This is a genomic window from Ruegeria atlantica, from assembly GCF_013032505.1.
Taxonomy (GTDB): Bacteria; Pseudomonadota; Alphaproteobacteria; order Rhodobacterales; family Rhodobacteraceae; genus Ruegeria; species Ruegeria atlantica_F.
Genome location: NZ_WQCG01000011.1, coordinates 1 through 18,302, shown reverse-complemented (window position 1 = coordinate 18,302; position 18,302 = coordinate 1). Strand labels below are relative to the sequence as shown.

21 protein-coding genes are annotated in these 18,302 nt (G+C 62.8%); 1 reads left to right on the top strand and 20 read right to left on the bottom strand.

Going from position 1 to position 18,302, the window contains the following annotated elements:
• Window position 1: 1 nt before the first annotated feature.
• Genes GOW92_RS23000 through GOW92_RS22970 form a run of 7 tightly spaced genes read right to left on the bottom strand, consistent with a single transcriptional unit; the run spans window position 2 to window position 6,776 of the window.
• Window positions 2-886: a hypothetical protein gene (locus GOW92_RS23000; RefSeq protein ID WP_170565620.1), complete on the bottom strand. Its 885-nt coding sequence runs from the start codon at window positions 884-886 to the stop codon at window positions 2-4.
• On the bottom strand, window positions 855-3,215 hold the full coding sequence (locus GOW92_RS22995; protein ID WP_170565616.1) for a hypothetical protein: 2,361 nt from the start codon (window positions 3,213-3,215) through the stop codon (window positions 855-857). The genes GOW92_RS23000 and GOW92_RS22995 overlap by 32 nt, the downstream gene beginning before the upstream one ends.
• Window positions 3,212-3,703 carry a hypothetical protein gene (locus GOW92_RS22990; RefSeq protein ID WP_170565613.1) on the bottom strand — a complete coding sequence of 164 codons (492 nt, stop codon included), beginning with the start codon at window positions 3,701-3,703 and terminating at the stop codon, window positions 3,212-3,214. Before GOW92_RS22990 ends, GOW92_RS22995 begins: the two co-directional genes overlap by 4 nt.
• Window positions 3,700-5,106 (bottom strand): TrbG/VirB9 family P-type conjugative transfer protein, encoded by a 1,407-nt coding sequence (locus tag GOW92_RS22985; protein ID WP_170565609.1) that lies wholly within the window; start codon window positions 5,104-5,106, stop codon window positions 3,700-3,702. The genes GOW92_RS22990 and GOW92_RS22985 overlap by 4 nt, the downstream gene beginning before the upstream one ends.
• Window positions 5,103-5,399: a hypothetical protein gene (locus tag GOW92_RS22980; RefSeq protein WP_170565605.1), complete on the bottom strand. Its 297-nt coding sequence runs from the start codon at window positions 5,397-5,399 to the stop codon at window positions 5,103-5,105. Before GOW92_RS22980 ends, GOW92_RS22985 begins: the two co-directional genes overlap by 4 nt.
• Window positions 5,399-5,866 carry a TrbC/VirB2 family protein gene (locus GOW92_RS22975; protein WP_170565602.1) on the bottom strand — a complete coding sequence of 156 codons (468 nt, stop codon included), beginning with the start codon at window positions 5,864-5,866 and terminating at the stop codon, window positions 5,399-5,401. Before GOW92_RS22975 ends, GOW92_RS22980 begins: the two co-directional genes overlap by 1 nt.
• A complete protein-coding gene (locus GOW92_RS22970) occupies window positions 5,856-6,776 on the bottom strand; it encodes an ATPase, T2SS/T4P/T4SS family (RefSeq protein WP_170565599.1) in 921 nt (306 codons plus the stop codon). Before GOW92_RS22970 ends, GOW92_RS22975 begins: the two co-directional genes overlap by 11 nt.
• Window positions 6,777-7,030: 254 nt before the next feature.
• Between GOW92_RS22970 and GOW92_RS22965 the strand changes: the two genes are divergently transcribed.
• Window positions 7,031-7,561, top strand: coding sequence for a VirB3 family type IV secretion system protein (locus tag GOW92_RS22965; protein ID WP_170565596.1), 531 nt, complete (start codon window positions 7,031-7,033; stop codon window positions 7,559-7,561).
• Window positions 7,562-7,668: 107 nt separating this feature from the next.
• Here the strand turns inward: GOW92_RS22965 and GOW92_RS22960 are convergent, their stop codons facing one another.
• From GOW92_RS22960 to GOW92_RS22900, 13 genes are all read right to left on the bottom strand, one after another.
• The gene (locus tag GOW92_RS22960) at window positions 7,669-8,400 is read right to left on the bottom strand and encodes a hypothetical protein (protein ID WP_170565593.1); all 732 of its coding nucleotides are present in this window, start codon (window positions 8,398-8,400) and stop codon (window positions 7,669-7,671) included.
• Window positions 8,397-8,741 carry a DUF4326 domain-containing protein gene (locus tag GOW92_RS22955; RefSeq protein WP_170565590.1) on the bottom strand — a complete coding sequence of 115 codons (345 nt, stop codon included), beginning with the start codon at window positions 8,739-8,741 and terminating at the stop codon, window positions 8,397-8,399. The genes GOW92_RS22960 and GOW92_RS22955 overlap by 4 nt, the downstream gene beginning before the upstream one ends.
• A 207-nt stretch (window positions 8,742-8,948) precedes the next feature.
• Entirely contained in the window at window positions 8,949-9,674 is a 726-nt protein-coding gene (locus GOW92_RS22950) for a thermonuclease family protein (protein ID WP_170565587.1), read from the bottom strand.
• 63 nt (window positions 9,675-9,737) lie between these two features.
• A complete protein-coding gene (locus tag GOW92_RS22945) occupies window positions 9,738-10,415 on the bottom strand; it encodes a hypothetical protein (RefSeq protein WP_170565584.1) in 678 nt (225 codons plus the stop codon).
• Window positions 10,412-10,735 carry a hypothetical protein gene (locus GOW92_RS22940; protein WP_170565581.1) on the bottom strand — a complete coding sequence of 108 codons (324 nt, stop codon included), beginning with the start codon at window positions 10,733-10,735 and terminating at the stop codon, window positions 10,412-10,414. The genes GOW92_RS22945 and GOW92_RS22940 overlap by 4 nt, the downstream gene beginning before the upstream one ends.
• Window positions 10,735-11,811: a hypothetical protein gene (locus tag GOW92_RS22935; protein WP_170565578.1), complete on the bottom strand. Its 1,077-nt coding sequence runs from the start codon at window positions 11,809-11,811 to the stop codon at window positions 10,735-10,737. The genes GOW92_RS22940 and GOW92_RS22935 overlap by 1 nt, the downstream gene beginning before the upstream one ends.
• 53 nt (window positions 11,812-11,864) lie before the next feature.
• Window positions 11,865-12,959 carry a hypothetical protein gene (locus GOW92_RS22930; RefSeq protein ID WP_170565575.1) on the bottom strand — a complete coding sequence of 365 codons (1,095 nt, stop codon included), beginning with the start codon at window positions 12,957-12,959 and terminating at the stop codon, window positions 11,865-11,867.
• A 103-nt stretch (window positions 12,960-13,062) separates the two neighbouring features.
• Entirely contained in the window at window positions 13,063-13,674 is a 612-nt protein-coding gene (locus GOW92_RS22925) for a type 4 pilus major pilin (RefSeq protein ID WP_170565572.1), read from the bottom strand.
• A 15-nt stretch (window positions 13,675-13,689) separates the two neighbouring features.
• Window positions 13,690-14,733: a type II secretion system F family protein gene (locus tag GOW92_RS22920; protein WP_170565568.1), complete on the bottom strand. Its 1,044-nt coding sequence runs from the start codon at window positions 14,731-14,733 to the stop codon at window positions 13,690-13,692.
• Entirely contained in the window at window positions 14,733-16,391 is a 1,659-nt protein-coding gene (locus GOW92_RS22915) for an ATPase, T2SS/T4P/T4SS family (RefSeq protein WP_170565565.1), read from the bottom strand. Before GOW92_RS22915 ends, GOW92_RS22920 begins: the two co-directional genes overlap by 1 nt.
• The gene (locus tag GOW92_RS22910) at window positions 16,388-17,248 is read right to left on the bottom strand and encodes a hypothetical protein (protein WP_170565562.1); all 861 of its coding nucleotides are present in this window, start codon (window positions 17,246-17,248) and stop codon (window positions 16,388-16,390) included. The genes GOW92_RS22915 and GOW92_RS22910 overlap by 4 nt, the downstream gene beginning before the upstream one ends.
• Window positions 17,248-17,958, bottom strand: coding sequence for a hypothetical protein (locus GOW92_RS22905; protein ID WP_170565559.1), 711 nt, complete (start codon window positions 17,956-17,958; stop codon window positions 17,248-17,250). The genes GOW92_RS22910 and GOW92_RS22905 overlap by 1 nt, the downstream gene beginning before the upstream one ends.
• A partial coding sequence (locus GOW92_RS22900; RefSeq protein WP_217356574.1) for a hypothetical protein occupies window positions 17,958-18,302 on the bottom strand: 345 nt, incomplete at its 5' end. The genes GOW92_RS22900 and GOW92_RS22905, both read right to left, overlap by 1 nt.

Below are 18,302 nucleotides of genomic sequence, written 5' to 3'. Positions count from 1 at the left end.
TTTACTCTCCGATACGGAAGATTTCGTTGAGGCTGGGACCGGGTGCGACGCGCTCAAGGCTTTCGAGAGTTTCGTGCACCTCGCGCTCGTGCCGACGACGGAGCGCCTCCTCGCGGTCCATGTCGGCCAGTACCCGGCCCCAGGCGAGGCTGGTCTGTTCAGCCTGAGTGGCGGTGATGGCGCGCAGCCCGTTCATCTGTCGCGCCAGCGAGGCGGCGATCTGATTGGCCCCCTGCAACACCTGCATCTGCCCTGCCTCGGACCCGAACCGGGCGGTGACCAGATCGATCAGCTCTGCCTCATTTTCCACATCCGTCAGCGTCGCGCCGGCGGTGCCGAGCCCGGCTTTGAGGCTGGCCTGCCAGCGGGCCTGCCAATCGTCGTAGCGCGCCGCAACATTGGCCCGCTCCAGTCCGGTGCGGTCGAAGAGCGGATCGGTGATGAGATCGGAACGCAGGAAACTGTCCAGCGCGTGTCCGGCCTGCGCGATGGCCCCGGCCTCGGCGCCAATCTCGCGCAGGCGCAGAATCGGTGCCATGGCCGCGCGCAGATGCTGTTCCGGCAGGTTCCGGACGTTGCGCAGCATGATCTCGTAGGTGCGGATCTGGGTGGCAAGCTGTTCGACCTCTGTCAGCAGCTGCTCGGTTCCCGTCGACAGAATACGCGCCTCCAGCCCCGCGATGGTGCCCAATTCGACATTGTTGAGCCGCTGCGTCCATTCCGTGGCAGTCCCCAGCCCCCCCGGTCCCGCGGATGCGGGGGGCGATGCGAGCGCCAGCAGACCGGCCAGGGCAAGGGTGCGGATTATGGCATTTCCCGGTCTCAGTGCGCTTGAAACCGGGACGTTAGCCAACTTATTCCATGGCGCCGCGAACGATGTCTTCATTTGCAATGTCCTCCATCCAGAAATCAGGGTCATGTGCGGCGCGCTCCGCCGCGCGGGCGCTGTCGGTTTTGGTGGTGCGCCCGAGAATCGAAAGCCCCACCGGGGTAAGCGGGAAGCCGAGCACGCGGGTGATCCGGTCCTGAACCATCAGCATTTCGCGCTTGGGACGCAGCCCGGCGACGGTTGCGATCCCGGCGTTGTCGAGACCCACCTGGCGGTATTGCGGGGCGTTCACCTCCGTGGTCGCGGTGGGGCTGGCGAGGTAGAGACGGGTCGGACAGCTTTCGAGCAGATCGGTGATGATCGGGGAGCGGGCCGCGTCCGAGATCGATTGCGTGGCCAGCACCAGGGCCAGATTCATCTTGCGGCCTTCCTTGAGCCAGAAGCGGATGCGTTCGGCGAAGACCTCGTGGTCGAGGAAGAACCAGCCCTCGTCGATCACCAGCAGCGTCGGTCGCCCGTCGAACCGCCGCGCCACCTCGGCGAAAATGTAATCGAGCGAGAGCAGGGCGACGGCTTCGCGCGCCTCGAACAGCGGATGAGTCTCGAAAACAGTGAGCCGGGCTCCTGCGAGTCCGCCGGCGATATCGCTGCCCTGCCTGTCGAACAGACCCGCGTGGGGCCCGGTGAGCCATTCGGCGAAGACCTGTCGCAGGATCTTGTCCTGTACCAGGTCGGCCAGGCGGGGAAGCGAGGTGTCGCCCCCCTGGATCATCAGATCCAGTGCGGCACGCAATTCCTGGATCTGATCCGGGCCGGGTTGGCTCCTGATGCCGAGCCGAACCATGTTTGTCAGCCAGTCCAGCGCCCAGGCCGCGCCCAAGCGGTCGATCTGGTCGAGCGGTGCGACCCCTGTCTCCCCACCGATGCCGGGTTCCAGGAATATGCCATTGAGGGCGGCGCAGGCATGGCGGATTGAGCGGCCGCGATCGAAGACAATCACCTGCGCATCCCTGTATCTGAGCCAGGCGGCGACGAGTTGGCCCAGCAGCACGGATTTTCCCGTGCCGGTGGGACCGAAGATCAGCGTGTGACCGACATCGCTCACGTGCAGGTTGAAGTGGAACAACTCGCCCGAGCGCGTGAGCGCGGGCAACAGGGCCCGGGTGCCGGGCGGCAGCAGCGGGGAAGGACAGGTGGGGGAGCCCGGCCAGAGACCGCGCACGGGCATGAGGTCGGCCGTTACCTGCGACCCCACCATGGCGTCGCGGCATGTGGGCGTGGCATGGCCGGGCAGGGCGGAGAGCAGCACCGGCACCGCGCCGGTGCGTTCTTCGGTCAGCGCAAACCCTCCCAGTTGCACGGTTTCCCGGATGCGGCGAATATCGCGGGTGAGCGTTTCCGGTCCGGCTCCGCGTCCGCCGTAGAGCAGGAGCACGGAGAGGAAATTGCCGTGCCCGGTCACACCGCTTTCGATCACGGCCCTGGTCTCGTCCATCCGCGCCGCCATGCGATCTGCAAAAAGACTGCGCGTGCCACCGCCGCTGCCCTCGATATTGGCCAGCATATTGGCCCCGGCCTGGCTCCAGGTCTTCTGCTTCCAGGCCGCCCGTGCCAGCGCCGCCTGTTTCGACATTGCCTGATGGCGGGTGATCCAGATCAGCGGCAGATCGAGATCCTGCACCCTTTCCAGCGGAGCCGGAAGGTAGGCCTCGCGCTCGCCAGACAGCGTCATCACCGCCAACGGGCGATCACCAATGCGCACCGGACCTCCCGCGCTGCGCTGGAAGAGCGCCGGGGCCAGCAACGCATCGAGCCCAACCGGCAATGCGCCCGTCCCAAGCCGGGGCGCAGGGCGGTTCTCGCCCAGCAGCGCGGCAAGGATGCGCACGAGATCCGGATTGAAGACCGGTCCTGTTTGCGGCGGGTCGATCCGGTCCAGGGCGAGGATGGGATCGAACCAGGATTCCAGCAACGCGCGCGCCTCTTCGAATCCCTCGAGTTCCGCCGCCGAAGAAATGGAATGTTCGGGCGACCAGCCAAGAAACAGCGTCAACTGGTCCTGCCAGACCTGGCCGGGGGCGGAGAAGAGGCTGTTGGTCTCGTCCGCGAGGATGTCGAGTGCTATGTCCCCCGTGTCCGCGATCAGATCTTCGGGCGTTCGGGGTCGGCGCTGCCAGACGGTCCAGAGCGTATGCGCGTCCCCGAGATGTGACAGGCCGGTCGCGATCTGAACCCGCAATGCCTGAACCTCATCGGGGGCGATGCTTTCCGTGTCGATGCCGGTCACCCGCCAGCCCGCGAGATAGCTGCCATCCTTGCAGAGGAGAACGCCCGGGGCGATGATCGTGTCCCAGTTCACCACATCCATGAAGCGCCGCATGCTCATGTTCCGCTCCCCCGCCTGTCAAAAGTGTCGGGCGCGAGATGCTGGATGCTGACGGGACCGGCGGCGACGACACCGGTGCGCGCAGGTTGGTAGCTGCGCGCGATGCGCAGGTCATCGCCGATCCGGGCCACGGCGCTGATGATCTCCGGCTCGGGCCGGCTCAGCGCTATGTTAATCCGCGTCCCGCCCTGACCTGTTGTGTCGATACGGAACCCGGCCCGACGCAGGTATTCCAGCGCGTGAGCCTCACAAGCGGTGGCGCGGGGTGGGGCCAGCAGCACCGTGCGCCGGAGCGAAACGCGGTCATGAATCTGCCGGGCCATGTCATAGCCGATGGCGCAGGCCTGGACGTCGCTCACCCGCGCTGTTCCACCGGAAAAGGTCACCGTCCCCGTTCCGCTCCCGTGGCCCCCGGAACCGGCACAGCCTGCGAGCAGATTGACGCAGAGCAGAATGGCCAGGAGCCGATATGTCGCGCGCGCCGTCATGAACCGGTTTTCCGGATCCGGACGCGCTTCCTGCCAGCTTGCAGCCAGATGTCGGCAATCACCCGGTCGGCCACGAGCCGCGCACCGCCCTGCGCCACGCGGGTATTGAGCGCCTTGTTGGCCTCGCCAGGTCCGGCGATGATCACCGGCAGCGCGCCGCGATAGTTCGGGTGCAGATCGATATATGTTCTGCGTCCGTCGGCAAAGACGCGCACCGGGCGAAACGGGGCCTTGCCCTCTATCCGGAACCCGAAATCCAGCTGGTCGGCCGACACGGAACCTTTCGTGGTCTGCACGCCGGAATGTTCGAGTTGAGCCGCCCGCGCAGCGGCGGCAATTGCCTTGCGTCGTTCAGCCGCCGCTTTGGCTTCGTCTTCCTTTGCGGCTCGCTCCGCGATCTCTTCCGCGATCCTGCGCGCCGCGCTGTCGGGATACACAAAAGACAGGATCGGCGTGTGCACCTCCGGGTCATTGACCAGGTTGATCGAATAAAGTCGCCGGTCGGTGGGAATGACGAGATTGGTAATCTCCGCGTCCTCTGCCGGCTTGATCTCGATCAGATACGTTTCCGGGTCGATGCCTTGTGTCTTGACGGTAACCTGCCAGCGCACGGCATCGCCCACGCTGGGTGTGCCGGTGATGACCTCACCCGGTTCGAGTTCGATGTAACAGACCGTCAGCGGCGCGCAGAAGGCGGTGGGAATGGCCGAGCCGAAGGTGGTCACCACCCGGCCCGCCACACCAAGCGCCACCGGTCCCGCCCGGGTAAGCCAGCGTTCGGACACCATGCGCACCCGACCCGCCTGGTCTGCGGGCAGCTCAGGTCGCGGCGGTGCCACCGGACCGCTCTGGTCGAGCACCTCTCCCAGCCAGGCTGCAAACCCCTGCGTCGTTTTACCCGTCGCGACCGCCTCGCGCCAAAGCTCAGCCAGCAGATCCTGGACGTTTGTTGTGGTCGGTGACGCGCGGGATGCGCGCGCTGGTTCCGGGGGAACGGACCGGGCGGTCTCACCGGGATCGACCGCAGGGCCGGGCATGTCCTGCGCCCGGGCCTCCTGTGCCAGCGCTTTCCCCGTGCCGGGTCCGGCAAAAGTGTCCGCACGGGGGCCCAACACCTCGTTGGCGCGGGCGGAAGGCGCATCCCAGTCGCGCGGGCCCGCTGTTTCGGAGCCCGAAGCGGAGAGGGGGTCCGCACCCGGCATATCCCCGATGTCGGCCGCATCGCCTTCCCCGGCACCGGTCGGATTTACAGGGTCGAGGACGGTTGTCGAGATCGGCTCCCCCGGCGCCTGAGCCAGGAGGGTTGCGGGGGGCAGCGCAAGGAAGGTGAGGGCGAGGAGACAGGTCGGCACGCCCCTCCAGGCCAATCGGACCGTGAGATGGTATGCGGGGTTCCAGCTCATCGCTCACCTCGCTGGATACCCCGTTCTTCAGGGCGGGGAGGAATGCGAGAGCGGTCCTTTGCTGCGTTTTTTCGTGACTTGTCATTGTTCGCGGCGACGGAAAGGGCTGCCTCGCCGCTCCTGGATGCGCAGGCGCTGCACAAATCATCGCCGACCCAGAAACAGGATTCTCCGGTGCGTTCGATACAGATCCGGCAGTTGTCGTCGGTGCAACCGCACTCCCGGCAGGTCCGGGTTTCGGGGTCTGGCCACAGGTCTTCCCGGAGCAACAGTGTGAGATCGAGTTGGGTCATCAAAGCTGCTCCTCCGCCTGCGGTTCAGGGGCCGGGCTTTCCACAGCAGCGCTTTCGGACGGAGGAAGCAGCGGTCCCGCCTGTTCCGGGGTGAGGTCACCGATGGTCGCAACAGCCGGCAATTCATAGCCACCCTGGGCTCCGAACAGCGACCCCACCATGACATCAGCGAGGATCAGAACCGCGCCCGAAACCACCACCAGCGGCGCGCGGCGGGAGAACCCGCTCATGTCGGAGCCGAGAATGAGGCCGCCCAGCGTGACGATGAGGCCAACAATGACAAGCATGTAGGCGAAGATTCCGGTGATGAACTCGATGAAGCGCGTCAGTGGTGAGCGGCCGGCAAAAATATTGTCCGCCGCCATAGCGGGGTCCGGGATCAGCAGGGCGAGCATCAACAGGAGTGCGCAGGCCAGCGGAACAGCCAGTCGGCGGGCACGGCGAAAAAAGGTCGGTTTATATCTCATAGGCGGTCTCCAACTGGGTGCTCCGACCCTGTTCGGGTCCGGGGCGGGTCAGGATGGTTGCGATTTCCGGTGCGGCGGTGCCCCGGCGAACGAAGACGATCATGTCGGTGGCCTGCATCAGTGCGGGCGTCGGGTCGGAGGCCATCACCTCGGTTGCCAGCGTCCGGAGCCGGTCCATCACCTCCGCCGCCGAGTTGGCATGAAGTGTGACGAGGCCGCCGGGATGTCCGGTGTGCCAGGCCTTGAGCAGGGTCATCAACACATGGCCCTCGCGCACCTCGCCCAGCACGATCCGGGTCGGGGCATGCCGCAGCGTCTCGGCCAGCAACGCGTCCATGCCGGTGCTGTCGGAGGCATGCATCTGCACCCTGTTGGCCAGCCGGGTGCGGATCTCCGCCGTATCCTCTATGGTGACAAGCCGCGTGCCAGGCGCGATGCGGGCCACCTCGTCCAAGCAGGCATTCAGCAGCGTTGTCTTGCCCGAGCCTGTCGCGCCAGCAATAAGAATGTTGTACCGCTCCGCGAGCGCCCGGGCCAGGATGCCGCAGGGCTCCGGATCGGGGACATATTCCTCCAGGGAAATCACCCGCTCGGAGTGCCGCCGGATCGAGAAGGTGGGGCCCTCCACCACCGGCGGGATCAACCCGGCGACGCGATGCGCTGTCCCCGGAATGCGGCCCTTGAGGCGCGGGTGTTCTTCGGTGATAGAGGTTCCCGTCCTGGTGGCACACCAGCGCAGGAACCCCTCGGCATCCGCCGCCGCAAGCGTGCCCCAATGCACCCAACCCGCTCCGAAACGTTCCACAAAGACAGCCCCGTCGGGGTTGACGCAGATATCGATCACCTCCGCCGCTTCGAGCAGTGCCGCGAAGGGGCCGGGAAGGGGAATCATGTTGCGGGCGGCGGTCATGATCGCCCCCCCGGGTCGGGCGGCGCGGCCAGTACATAATGCGGCGGGACACGGGTCTTGCACCGGCGCCCCGCCTTCTCCCATAGTGGCTTTGTGAAGAACGCCCCGGGAGAAGCGGTGACGCTCAAATCTTTGAGCATCAAAATCGATGGCATCCGGTACATCGCCACAGGCGGGAACAGGGTGCCGGACTCTGACCAGGCGGATATGCCTCTCACGGGAGGGGTACTGCCCCGAACCCGGAGACACCCGCGATGGACCCGATGGAAGAAGACAATGCACCCGGCCCCGAAATCGGCCGTTTCGAGATGCACCTGATCACCCCACCGATGCTGTTCGGCTGCGAGCGTATGCCGTTCCTCGTGTGGCTGGGCGTGATCGCCTTTCTCGTAGTGGCGGTGTTCGGCATCACGCCCTGGGGTCTCATCGGCGGGGCGCTGATGCTTGCAGGCGGGATCCTCTGGCTGCGCGACATTGCCCGGGATGATCCGCAATGGTTCGCCATGCGGCTGGAGCGGATGAAATACCCGACCCACATGCCTGACGTGCTGCCGGATACGCGCCTGAAGGACTGGGACTTCGTGGGCTTCGACGACCCGCCCGCGCCGGAGACGGTGCTCAAGGCCTGGCTGGGCGTCAGCGCCGCAGCTCTCGCACCCGCAGCCCTCGTGGCACTGTTCTTCGGGGTGTTGGTTGGCGGGCTCACCTTCGCGGGCCTGATGCTGGCCGCGGCTCTCTGGGTCTTCCAGGAAAAACTGATCGAGCGAGCGCGGCGCATGCGCTGAACAGGTGCGCTTTGAAACGGGGTCAATAATACTAACACATTTAACATAAACTTCATTATCCGACACATGCCGTCGCTGCTCGGAAACACCACTGCCATATCCCGGCTTCAGTTGACCCATGGCTGCCCCCTTTGCCGCTGTTGCCGCGTGCCCTCAGACACGCTGGCCCGGGCAGCGGCGAGCCAGTTGGTTAAGGCCTCTTCCATATTGCACCCGCGCACCGCCAGCCCGTGAAGACGCAGAAAGACCCTGCGTTGTCCGTCCGGCGTTTCCTGTGCTTCGGGTGATTTTTCCTGCACGGTAAGATCGCCACCATGAGTGAGGAGCGCGGTGAACACTACGATCATCATGCCTGCGCATTCCATACCCACGGCATCTTCAGGAGTGGCGCAAAAGGTCTCCAACTCCCGGATCAGCGCCGCACGGGCGTCCGTCCGCTTGGCTTTATCATCATTGAAAACAATGTCGTCTCCGTCTGATGAGTTGATCTCGTGACGTCGCTGCTGCACGTCGCGGGCCAGTTCCCTGAACGAAGCGTCATCGTCCTTGCAGGCGTCGTGAAGGGTATCGATCTGATCCAACAGGTCCCAGAGGAAACGACGGTGCTTTCGAGCGGCATCACGCTCCGCCGTACACCGTGCCAGAACCTTTAAAGCGCCGGAAAGCGTAACTTCGTGGTCAACCTCGACACGTTCACGCTCCGCTTCGACCATTTCTTCGGGCACGTAAGCCATGCCCTCACTGTCAAAAAAATCCTTGTTCGTGCTGAATTCACCATTGACAACTTTTGGGTCGCGGTAACCGATCCAGGCGTAAATTCTCTCTGGTACCTCGTTCATGACTTACTCCCGTTAGCTAATTTCAGCAACACGGCTGCGTGACAGGGTTGATCGAGTTTGCACCAGCAGCCGAGATTGCGGCCGCGCAGGGTGTGGATTTGCTCGCGGACGTGATCCAGGGTGGCAGATTGCTCCGCATAGGACGGGCAGGGTTGCGAAGCGACATCAATCAAGCCGCCCAGAAGGCGACGATACTTGCGCACGCATTCTTCTGCATCGCCATGAACCCCTACCTTGAATGGGTTTCCCCACGGGCCCGGGCGCGCGACTACGGTTGTGTTGTCGGGTTTCCGCCAACCTTTAGTGCGCTGCAACTGGATGCGTCGGGGGTGGTCGGTCATCCCTGCCCTCCTGTCTCGCCGCAGCCCGGGCCGACCTTCTGGCACCCCTCGACCACGTTTACCGTGAAATCGCACCATTCGATTTTGCTCTGCAGCGTCATCTGCCCGGCCCCCCACCCGCGATTGCTGCCTGGATACGTGCGCTGGTGCGCACGCAGGTCGCGTTTGATCGGAAACAGGAGAGCGCTGTATCGCGTGACAGATCGATCACCCGCGTGCCCTCCGCCATCCGGCCGCGCGGGCCTCAGTCTCGGAACAAAACCACCGTTCGCCTCTGCCGGTATCGATCCGGGTCTGCGTGTAGTGTCGTTGTCCCGGCAGGTGATAAATGCGCTCGCCAGAGCGGCTTATGTTGCCCTTGATTTCGCACTGTGCTGTTGCGGTGCCGGTGGGGGCCGCCCGCGCCGGATGCTCTGACTCCAGTCTCACGCCCTGTCGCCAGTCCCACGGGGCGATGAAGCGTCCGGCCCAGATGCCCCGCCTCCCGCGCCGGGCCTGCTGTTCCGCATCCACGTAATCCCGACTGTACTTACGCCAGGCAAGCGCATGGCCATTTGAGACCAACCAGCGGTTCAGATCGGTTGCGCCCTGATGGCAAATGGCGACCACCCGCCCGTGACTGTCCCTGTCCTGCCGGGTGCAGGTGACAGGTTTCCGTCCGATCCGGTCCGCCAGTGCCAGCGCCGCCATCTGTCCGCAACGATAGGTCCCCCCGGCCGCATCCTCGCAGATCTGCCCGCTTTCGGGCGCATCGATCCCGTGCAGCCGGATACGCGTATCGCGAATCTCAAGCGTGTCACCATCGGTGATCACGGCCACACCCTGAAGCATCGCCTCTTGTGCCGACGCCGGTGATATCAGATCCCGCATTATGGTCCAGGCCTTGCCAGACCCTGCGAAAATCAACGCAACCGCCAGGACTGGAAGCGTCATCTTAAACCTGTATTTGAGATTACGCCCCGGAATCATCGGACTGCCTCCGGTCTAGGGATGTGTTCAGCATGGCGGCACATCCTGTTCGCGGGCACGTCCCGGTTGGCTCCTCAGCACATCCCGGCGGCCATGGATCGTCCAGGCCACCGCCGCGATCATTGCCAGGACGGCGATGGGTGCGCCCCATGTCTCGATACCCGCGCGCAGTGCCGCGTTGATCGCCGGTCCCCGATCGAGCCAGAACATCGGCGGGGAAATCAGAAAGCCGATACCTGCAAGGCGCATGATGAAAATCGCAAAGAGTGTCATACCTGCCGGAAGTGCTGCAGGGTGCAGCTCAAAGCGTCGGCGCATACGACGCAACCGGGCGCGATCAACACCGCGCGATCGGGACCGGGCAATCCGGTAACTTTGCGCCGTCACCAGGCTCAGCCCAAAAAACACGGCTACCGCAAGGACGGATCCGGACAACCCGGACAGCAGACCCAACGTGGCAAACAGCCACAAGTCGCCCTGCCCGATCGCATGACGCCCCAATACCCACCGGATCACACCCCATGCAATCGCCCAGCAGACGCTTCCCAATATCATGTCCTCAATCGGGACCTTCAGATAAAGATTCAGGCAAATACCATTGAACGCCACCATGGCCAGGGCCGCGAAATCGATCTCGAAGGTCCGGCAATCAACCGCGATCAGCACCACGAGAAACAGGCTCAGGAGGGTGACGGAAAGGATCATTCCACCCTCTCAAAACTGCCGGTCAGGGCGGCGCAGAGACTTGCGGCGTTCAGTTCCGCCAGGCAATCCCGTTCGGAACGCCGTGCGCGAAGGGCGTCTTCGGGGTCCTCTCCCGCAAGGCGCAGAAGGCCCTCCTGGTAGGCTGCAACACGTTGCAGCGCCCGCACATCCGCCTGCAATCCATCCCGGATTGCAGCCATTTCGCGCAGGCCGCCATTGCCCGAACGGGTCTCCGCGGTTTCCTGGGACATGGCGGAGGTGGCGGCGATCAGCAGGGCCGCACCCGCCATCATCCAGCCTTTCGTTCTGAATCGATTCATCAACATCCCGAGCATCTCCCCGTGATAAGTGCTTGAATCTGGCCTGTTGTCGCTCGCGTCACGGTGACAAAAGCAGCATTGGCCGCAACCGTGCCCACCAACAAAGATGCGGCCTGGATGCGCCGTGCCGACACATCCGATACGGCCAGCGCGCCCAGCCTTGCCGCGCCCCCGACAACAAGGTCGTTATCAACCGACACGGGACCACTGGCGGTCAGTGTGCCGGTTGTCAGCGTTCCGAACGTGGACCGATTGGAAACATTGAGCGTTTTGGACGTAATCTCTCCGTCGATCGTTGCAGCCCTGGATTTCAGCCGACCCTTTATGCTCAGATCACTTGCAACCTCGACAATTCCATCCACTTTGAGTGTTCCGGTAACCTCCGCCGCCTGCATTTCCGCGGTGGCCGTGAGGCTGGTCGTTTCCAGTACCCCAACCCCAATCAGATCAAACCCGTTCATATCGAGATCCGTGGACATCTGATTGAGTTGCGGATAGCCGGGCTGCGCGCGGCGATGCAGAAACGGCAACACATCCCGATCCATTCGCAGCACACGAATGGCGACCGCATCCCACCGAACCGGGGCGCCGATCAGCGCTTGAATGGCAGAGAGATCGTAATCGATGCCGGGGCCTCTCAGGGTGCCCGGATCGTCAGGCGGGACAAAGCCCACAAGGCCGACCCCTTCCCCGCCACGCGGAACATAGGCGGGATTGGCCTCTCCCGTTGGTGCCGTGGCCCGGGCCATCAAAATCAGCTCGTCGGACCCACGCGCGTGCAGGATTAACGTGACTTTGCGCCCGAGCGCGGTCAGCCGGGCGCTGCCCGCCATCCAAAGCCCTTCCGCTTCGAGGTCTGAAAGATCGAGAACCAGAACATTGCCAACACCAACACCCGTGCGGATCATGTCATCGAGATTGCGCAGGGCCAGCGTGGCACCGGCATCGACGACCGTCGTCAAAAGCCGCGCTTCGTTCAAGCCGGCGCGGTCCCGGGCATATTGTGCCGCAATATCCGTCGACCATTTCAGCACGGGAAGGGCGATGATCAGAACCAGCGCCACTTCGAACAGCATGTATCCCCGCCGCCGCCGGCGCGGATGACGCGAGACCCGAAATCCTCCCCTGTTCAACATCCCGCGCATGATCCACCTACCGTTAATGTGCCAAAACTTGCCTGTACGCTGGTCAGCGTCGTGGCATCGAGCGTTGTTGGCGTCAGGGCGCCATCCACCAGAACATCGCTGGCAATCACCCTGTTTACCCCGGTCACGTCATTTGCGACGGACATGGTCCCGGCAAACATATCGGCAGCGGTCACCGGACCTGCTGTTGCCGTCAGGTCCGTGACGGTCACGGCCCCGGTCACGGCGGTTTGCCCGGTCTGACCGCTGGTTATGTTTGCCGCGCCAAGGAACAACGCGTTTTTTATCTGCAGATGCGGGGCCGTAATACGACCGTCCACCGTCAGGCTCCCGATCACCCTTCGCAATGAACCCGTAAAGGAGTTTGCGGCAACAGCACCGTTCACGTTCGTCGCGGTCACGCTGTCTGCCCTTGTCAGAGCAACACCGGTGAGATTGTTCCCTGCAAGATCCAGCGCGCCGAACGCGTCGGAAAAGACAGGCAACGGATGACCGGCCCGGTATTCCCGCAAAACGTAATCCCGTGGGACACCGGACAGCTCTGCCGTCAGAATTACCGCTTCGGCTCCCGCAAGACCCCGGCCGAACCAGCTTTCCATCTGGTCTGACACGGAAAGAAGCCGGTCATGGGTGTTGATGCCCTTCTTTCCGGAGGCCAGCCCAAACCCTTCCAGGGCGACCAGAAGCCCGTCCAGATCCGAATAGGCGGGATCTTCATTGGCCGTCAGATGCAACACGCCAAATATACCGGTCCGCTTCTCCCCGTCCGGAAGGACGGTCACCAGATAAGTCAAGTCGAAGCCGCTGATCACCGGTGAGACAACACCATCCGCAAAGGCCTGGTAAAGCGCCAGATCGGCGTTCGTCAGCTCATAGGCCACCGCTGCTCTGCCCACCAGCTCCTGAGCAAACGTGGTCTTGTTCAGATGCACATAGAGATCAAAAAGGGACGCGATTTCCGCCACCTGCTGCGCGCGTGCGAGGTTGCGGGCGTGGCGGGACTTGCGGATTTCGCTTTGCCAAAACACCGATATCGCAACCGTCACGATCACCATGGCCAGCGTGGCAACAACAAGCATTGATCCGCGTCTGGATCTGCGCGGCAGGCAACGCAACATCCGGTGCCCGGTTGGCCGGGGGCGGCGCGAAAAGGATATGCGGCGGCGGATCGTCGGCATCGGTTCAGAAGGTCAAAGCCACGGTTTTGGGCGCGTTATCGCAGGCCGTGTTCACGGCAGATTCCGTCATCGGCAAGGTGATCGCGGTGCCGCCAATCGTCAGCCGGTCGAGCCCGGCACCGGAATCCTGAAACGCCAGGCTCAAATCCGTGCAGGGTGCCTGCGGCAAGTCAGCGACGGTGACCGTAAAGTCCCGCCCGCCATTGCCTTGAATCGTAATCCCGGTATCAAAAGGCGATGTGAGTTCGTAAGTGCCGGACGAATTCTTGGTCAGCTCCCGATCGCTGAACCCCCTGCCTTCAAGAAACCCAAGCAAGGACTCATCCGCATATTCACCGCTGAAACCGTGAACTTCCTCGATGGTGGTCACGGCGCGGACCACCATGGCGACCAGCGCATTGCTGCGTTGCGTTTCCCTGTTCCCCAGGAAGAGGGCCAGGCCTGCTATGATCAGGGCGATGACAACCAGGAAGGTCAATGCCTGGTCGAACAGGTTTACAAAACCGGCGCGCGACCGGCAGGGTTTGCGCAGGCTGCGGCGGCGCCTCGTGCCGATTATCCGGGGCAATGCCCGGATGCCATATTCGAAGAGAGAGGGTTTCAGAGTGTCGCGCATGGGCGTGTTCTTTCATCAAGGTTGAAGGGATTGTGAGATGGAGGAAATGCTGAAGATCGTGGCCCCCATGACAACGGCCACAATGATGAGAAGCAGGCGGTTCAGAACGGCCGTGCGCTCCTGCACCATCCGGTCGAAATGGTTGAGCCAACGATCAAGAAAACGAGCAAACTTTTCGATCCAGTCATCCATTCCGGTGAGTGCCGCCAGGATCGCATTGAGATCCCGGGCTGGAAAGTCGTGGCCCGTCGCCTGCAAGGCTTCGCCCCAGCTCCTGACCTCAAGTTCGCGGGCGATCGCGCTGATGCGGGATTTCTCGTAAGGGGTCGCGCCCGCTGCCAGATCGCCCAGCAACCGGGAGTTCAGGGTCTCGCCCATGCGTCCCAGTTCCGTCACCGTCAACAGGAAGCCGACGCCTGCCTGCACCTTGTAGAACGAGAACGGCATCACCCGGTCGAAGACCTGCCGCGGCGGTGCGGTCCACCGCACCATCAAAACCCGAAGCAGAACAACGACCAGCCCGAACCCGATCAGCAGATGCCACACATAGTCGCTGAACCACATGCTGACCTGCCCGATGACTTGCGCATAAACGGGCCAGGTCGACATCGGCGCGACCGCTTGCAGTTCCGGGTAGAACAAGGCCCCCTGCATGAACAGTGAAACGCCCACAAGAACCAGCAAAACCATGGGCTGTGCCAATGCCGACCGGAATGCCCGGCGCACCTTGTCCTGTTGCCCGGCAACACGCGCCGCCGCACGGAAAATGCGCTCCGCATCCGCCTGTTCGATGACCTGGAACAGCAAGGCTTCCGCGCCCGGCGCATATCGGGTAATCCGCTCCACAAACTCGGCCCGGGGGATGCCCGCCCGCACATCGAGAAGAAGATCAGAAATTGGCCCCGCGCCCTGCATCCGCGCCACGTCTGCCACCGTCTCCAACGCGTCCGACATCTGCAGACCGGACTCCATAAGGTCCGCGACCAGCTCCCAGACTTCTTCGCGCGCGCGCGCGTTGAACACGACCCGTCGAAAAGAGATCATCAGGGCGTTGCGCATTACGCCTCCCCCCATTTCAGGTCCGCCCTCTGAACAGCACTCATGCGCTGGCTCAGATCACCCCGTTTGAGAACCACGTCTCGCGGATCGACCCGCCCGTTCAGCGCCAGTTCGGTCATCTTCTGCCCGATGGAAATGCCGCCCATGCCGCCCTTCCCTCGCGGTCGGAGCCAGTGTTCCAACGCACCAATAGAATCCCGGTCCCGGACGAATTTCAAATAAGAGATGTCCGGCTCGATCACCTCTCCCACCGCAATTTCGCGCTGGTAACCCCACCAGGCCAACCGGCCAATCTCGTTGGTCTCCCGGCGGCAGGCCCGGCAGCCGTCCGGGTTGCGCAGATAAAGCGCCGCCGCGTCCGGGCGCAGCGGCGCAACCAGGGCTTTGTCCCGCGCGCCGAGGTCCGCCTTGTGCAACGGCCGCTTGCAGTGATCGCACAGAAGTGGCACCAGTGTTTGCTTGATCAGCAGCCGGATCAGGCCCGGATGAGCCAGCTCTTCCGACGGAACGCCCATGGACACCAACCGAAACGGAATACCGTTGGCACTTTCCACATGCACGGTTGCAAACAGCTGGTGGCCGGACCGGATATAATCGAGCACTTTGCGCGCACTTGTGCCATCGCGGATCTCGGAAATAATTCCGACATCCGGATTGATCCGGAGAAAATGGCGCAGCGCCTGCCGGTAGTGCCGCTCAAGATCGTCTTCATCCCCCGCCGAATTCAACGGCACCTGGATTATTCCGCTCCGGCGCAACCGAAACTCAACCGGGTCTTCCAGCGTAACCAGTGAAATCTGTTCGTCATGCTCATCGTAGAGTCTTTCCGCGTTCTTGATCAGCGAGGTGGATTTCCCATCGCCGGTCTCGCCGCCAATGATGATGCCGCCGCGCAGGTTCGCACGCACCTGCGCCAGCTTGCCCATCACTTCCGCGTCAAACCCCAGATCCTCAAGCGCGCCGGTCTCGCGATCGTTTTTGTAAAACAGCCGCATCACCAGATGGGTTTGAAGCTCCGCATCCCCTTCATGCGGACCGGTCTGGCACCGCAGCTTCACCACGTTGGAGGGCAAGTTGAGCTTTTCCCGTGAGCTGATCGAGAAACTCTGACGGCCGGCGCGTTTCAGGGTTGTTTCCCCTGCCCCCTTGTCCTGGGCATCAAACGCATAATTGATGGCCTCAATCCCCTCTGCCACCGTCCATGGCCGGCCATAGTCGAACTCGCGCGATTTGGCCTTTATCCGCACTTCCGTACAGCTGTCGCGCAAATAGATCTTGAGGTCCGACGCCCGGGCTTCCGCCGCTGCGGCTATGGTCGCCTCCAATTGCCTGTGACCTTGCGTCTGTTCAACCGCACCCGCCTCGGTAAACGGGTGACCCGCGTTGTCCTGTTGATAGAGCGCGCGGATGGTCTCAAGACTGCAATTTTTGATGGTACCCGTTTCCGGGATCTGTTGCGCATCCAACAATCGCTGCCGACCTTCGCGAAACACATCCTTGTGCTGGTAGCCTGTCGCGACAAAACAGTCACCGTTCTCATGGATGGCGGCGATGGCGGCAAATTTTTCGTCATCCACCATGATGATGCCATTGGCCAGAACCGGCAGACCCGGTTTTGCGCGCTTGAGGCCAGTGCGGATACGGTTCAGGACACTCATTGCCCCGGCACCTCCTGATCCGGATGAAGCGCGCCAGCGTCGGATTGCGTGGGGTCGAACAGCTCCGTGACGGTCGCGGCCTCGTAGATCAGCCCGCCACCGTCGCTCACTTCCGGTTTTGCCGGGCGCTTGGGCAGCCGATCCCGGTCCCCGCCCGCCTCAACCATCACACCGTCGCGGCTGATGGCCTCGATCGTGATGCCGCCAGGCAATACGTCGCCCGTGCGCACGGTCAGCTGCTCGCCTGTACCGGTGTCGAAGATCACCGCATTCAGATCCGGCCCCAGCACAGGCGAGCCCAGGATCGCCAGCACCTGATATGGCGCTGCGCAGCTCAGTGTGTCTCGCCCAACCTCATGGTCACTCTCCAGTTCCTCCGCCTTGGCCTCCTTCAGATTTACGGCGTTGGGCACCGGCGAAGGCTGCAATGGAGTTACTGCCACGGGAGGAGCCCTCAACGCGACCGAGGCAACCGCCGCCGGGCACTGCTCCGTCACACCCGGCCCGGTCCCGGTAATCTGCACCGGAGCCATCAAAGCCCCCAGAACTGATCTCAGGTCCTGCTCGTGCCTGAGGACCAGCTGCACCTGTGTCTGCCGTTCCGTGCAGATTTTCGTAACTTCGTTGAAAATCGCGGCATAGGCGATCTGATCTGTATCGGTGTAAATGGCCTCATAAGCCGCCAGCAAATCATCGAACGGACAGCTCAGGATATCGGGAATTTCTTCGTCCAGACCGACCCCGGCCCCGGTCAGGGCGTCAATGTTCTGTTCCTGTGCCGCGAGCTGCGTGGCGATCCCAGTCCACAGTGCCAGGAGCGCGGTGAAAACGGGGGATATCAGCCGGGCGCAGGACATCAGTTGTTCCCCGCTGGCAATTTGCAGCTCTTGTGGGCGTTCTTGCCGTACCACTCATGCGCGCATTCAGTCACATATTGCGGCCGCAGGATGCGCTGACCCGGGTCCTGTTTCACCAGCTCGCCGTAGAAGCGGGAGGTTTGTCGGGTGTTGACCTGTGCCCCAAGACTTTGGGCGCTCGGGAAGTTCGGGCAGATCTCCCAGGTGACGGCCGGGATGCGCGCCTGCAGATGGCCGACATCCCCTTTCCACAAGCGGTTCTTTGCGAAAAGCCAGGTGGTCAGTTCGCCCGTCTCGCCATTATAGCGCAACAGCTGATACCATTTCTTTCCATTGCTATAACTCCCTTCCTTCAGCGGGTAGCGCACGCTATGACGTTTGGCATCGATCATGCGTCCGGAATAGATACCTTCTTCCCACACACCCGACACACCTTCGAAGTCTGTGAGGCAAGAATGTTCCCGACCGTCAGCACCGTACCAGCCGATCCGGACATAGCCGCCCTGGTCTCTGCCTTCATCGTCCCACCAACGAGTTACCCATGCGGTGTTTGCAAGCAAAGGCCGGACATGTTCAACGGCCACGTTCTGGAAAATCTCGCCACCTTTATACGACGGGCGTTTCTTATCCTTGGCCAGCGTTGCACCGGTTGTCAGGGTCAGCGCCAGGAGCGCCGTGAAAACGGGGGATATCAGCCGGGCACAGGACATCAGTTGTTCCCCGCTGGCAATTTGCAGCTCTTGTCGGCGTTCTTGCCGTACCACTCATGCGCGCATTCAGTCACATATTGCGGCCGCAGGATGCGCTGGCCCGGGTCCTGTTGCACCAGCTCGCCGTAGAAGCGGGAGGTTTGCCTGGTGTTGACCTGTGCACCAAGACTTTGGGCACTCGGAAAGTTCGGGCAGATCTCCCAGGTGACGACCGGGATGCGCGCCTGCAGATGGCCCACGTCCCCTTTCCACAAGCGGTTCTTTGCAAAAAGCCAGGTGGTCAGTTCACCCGTTTCGCCATTATAGCGCAACAGCTGATACCATTTCTTTCCATTGCTATAACT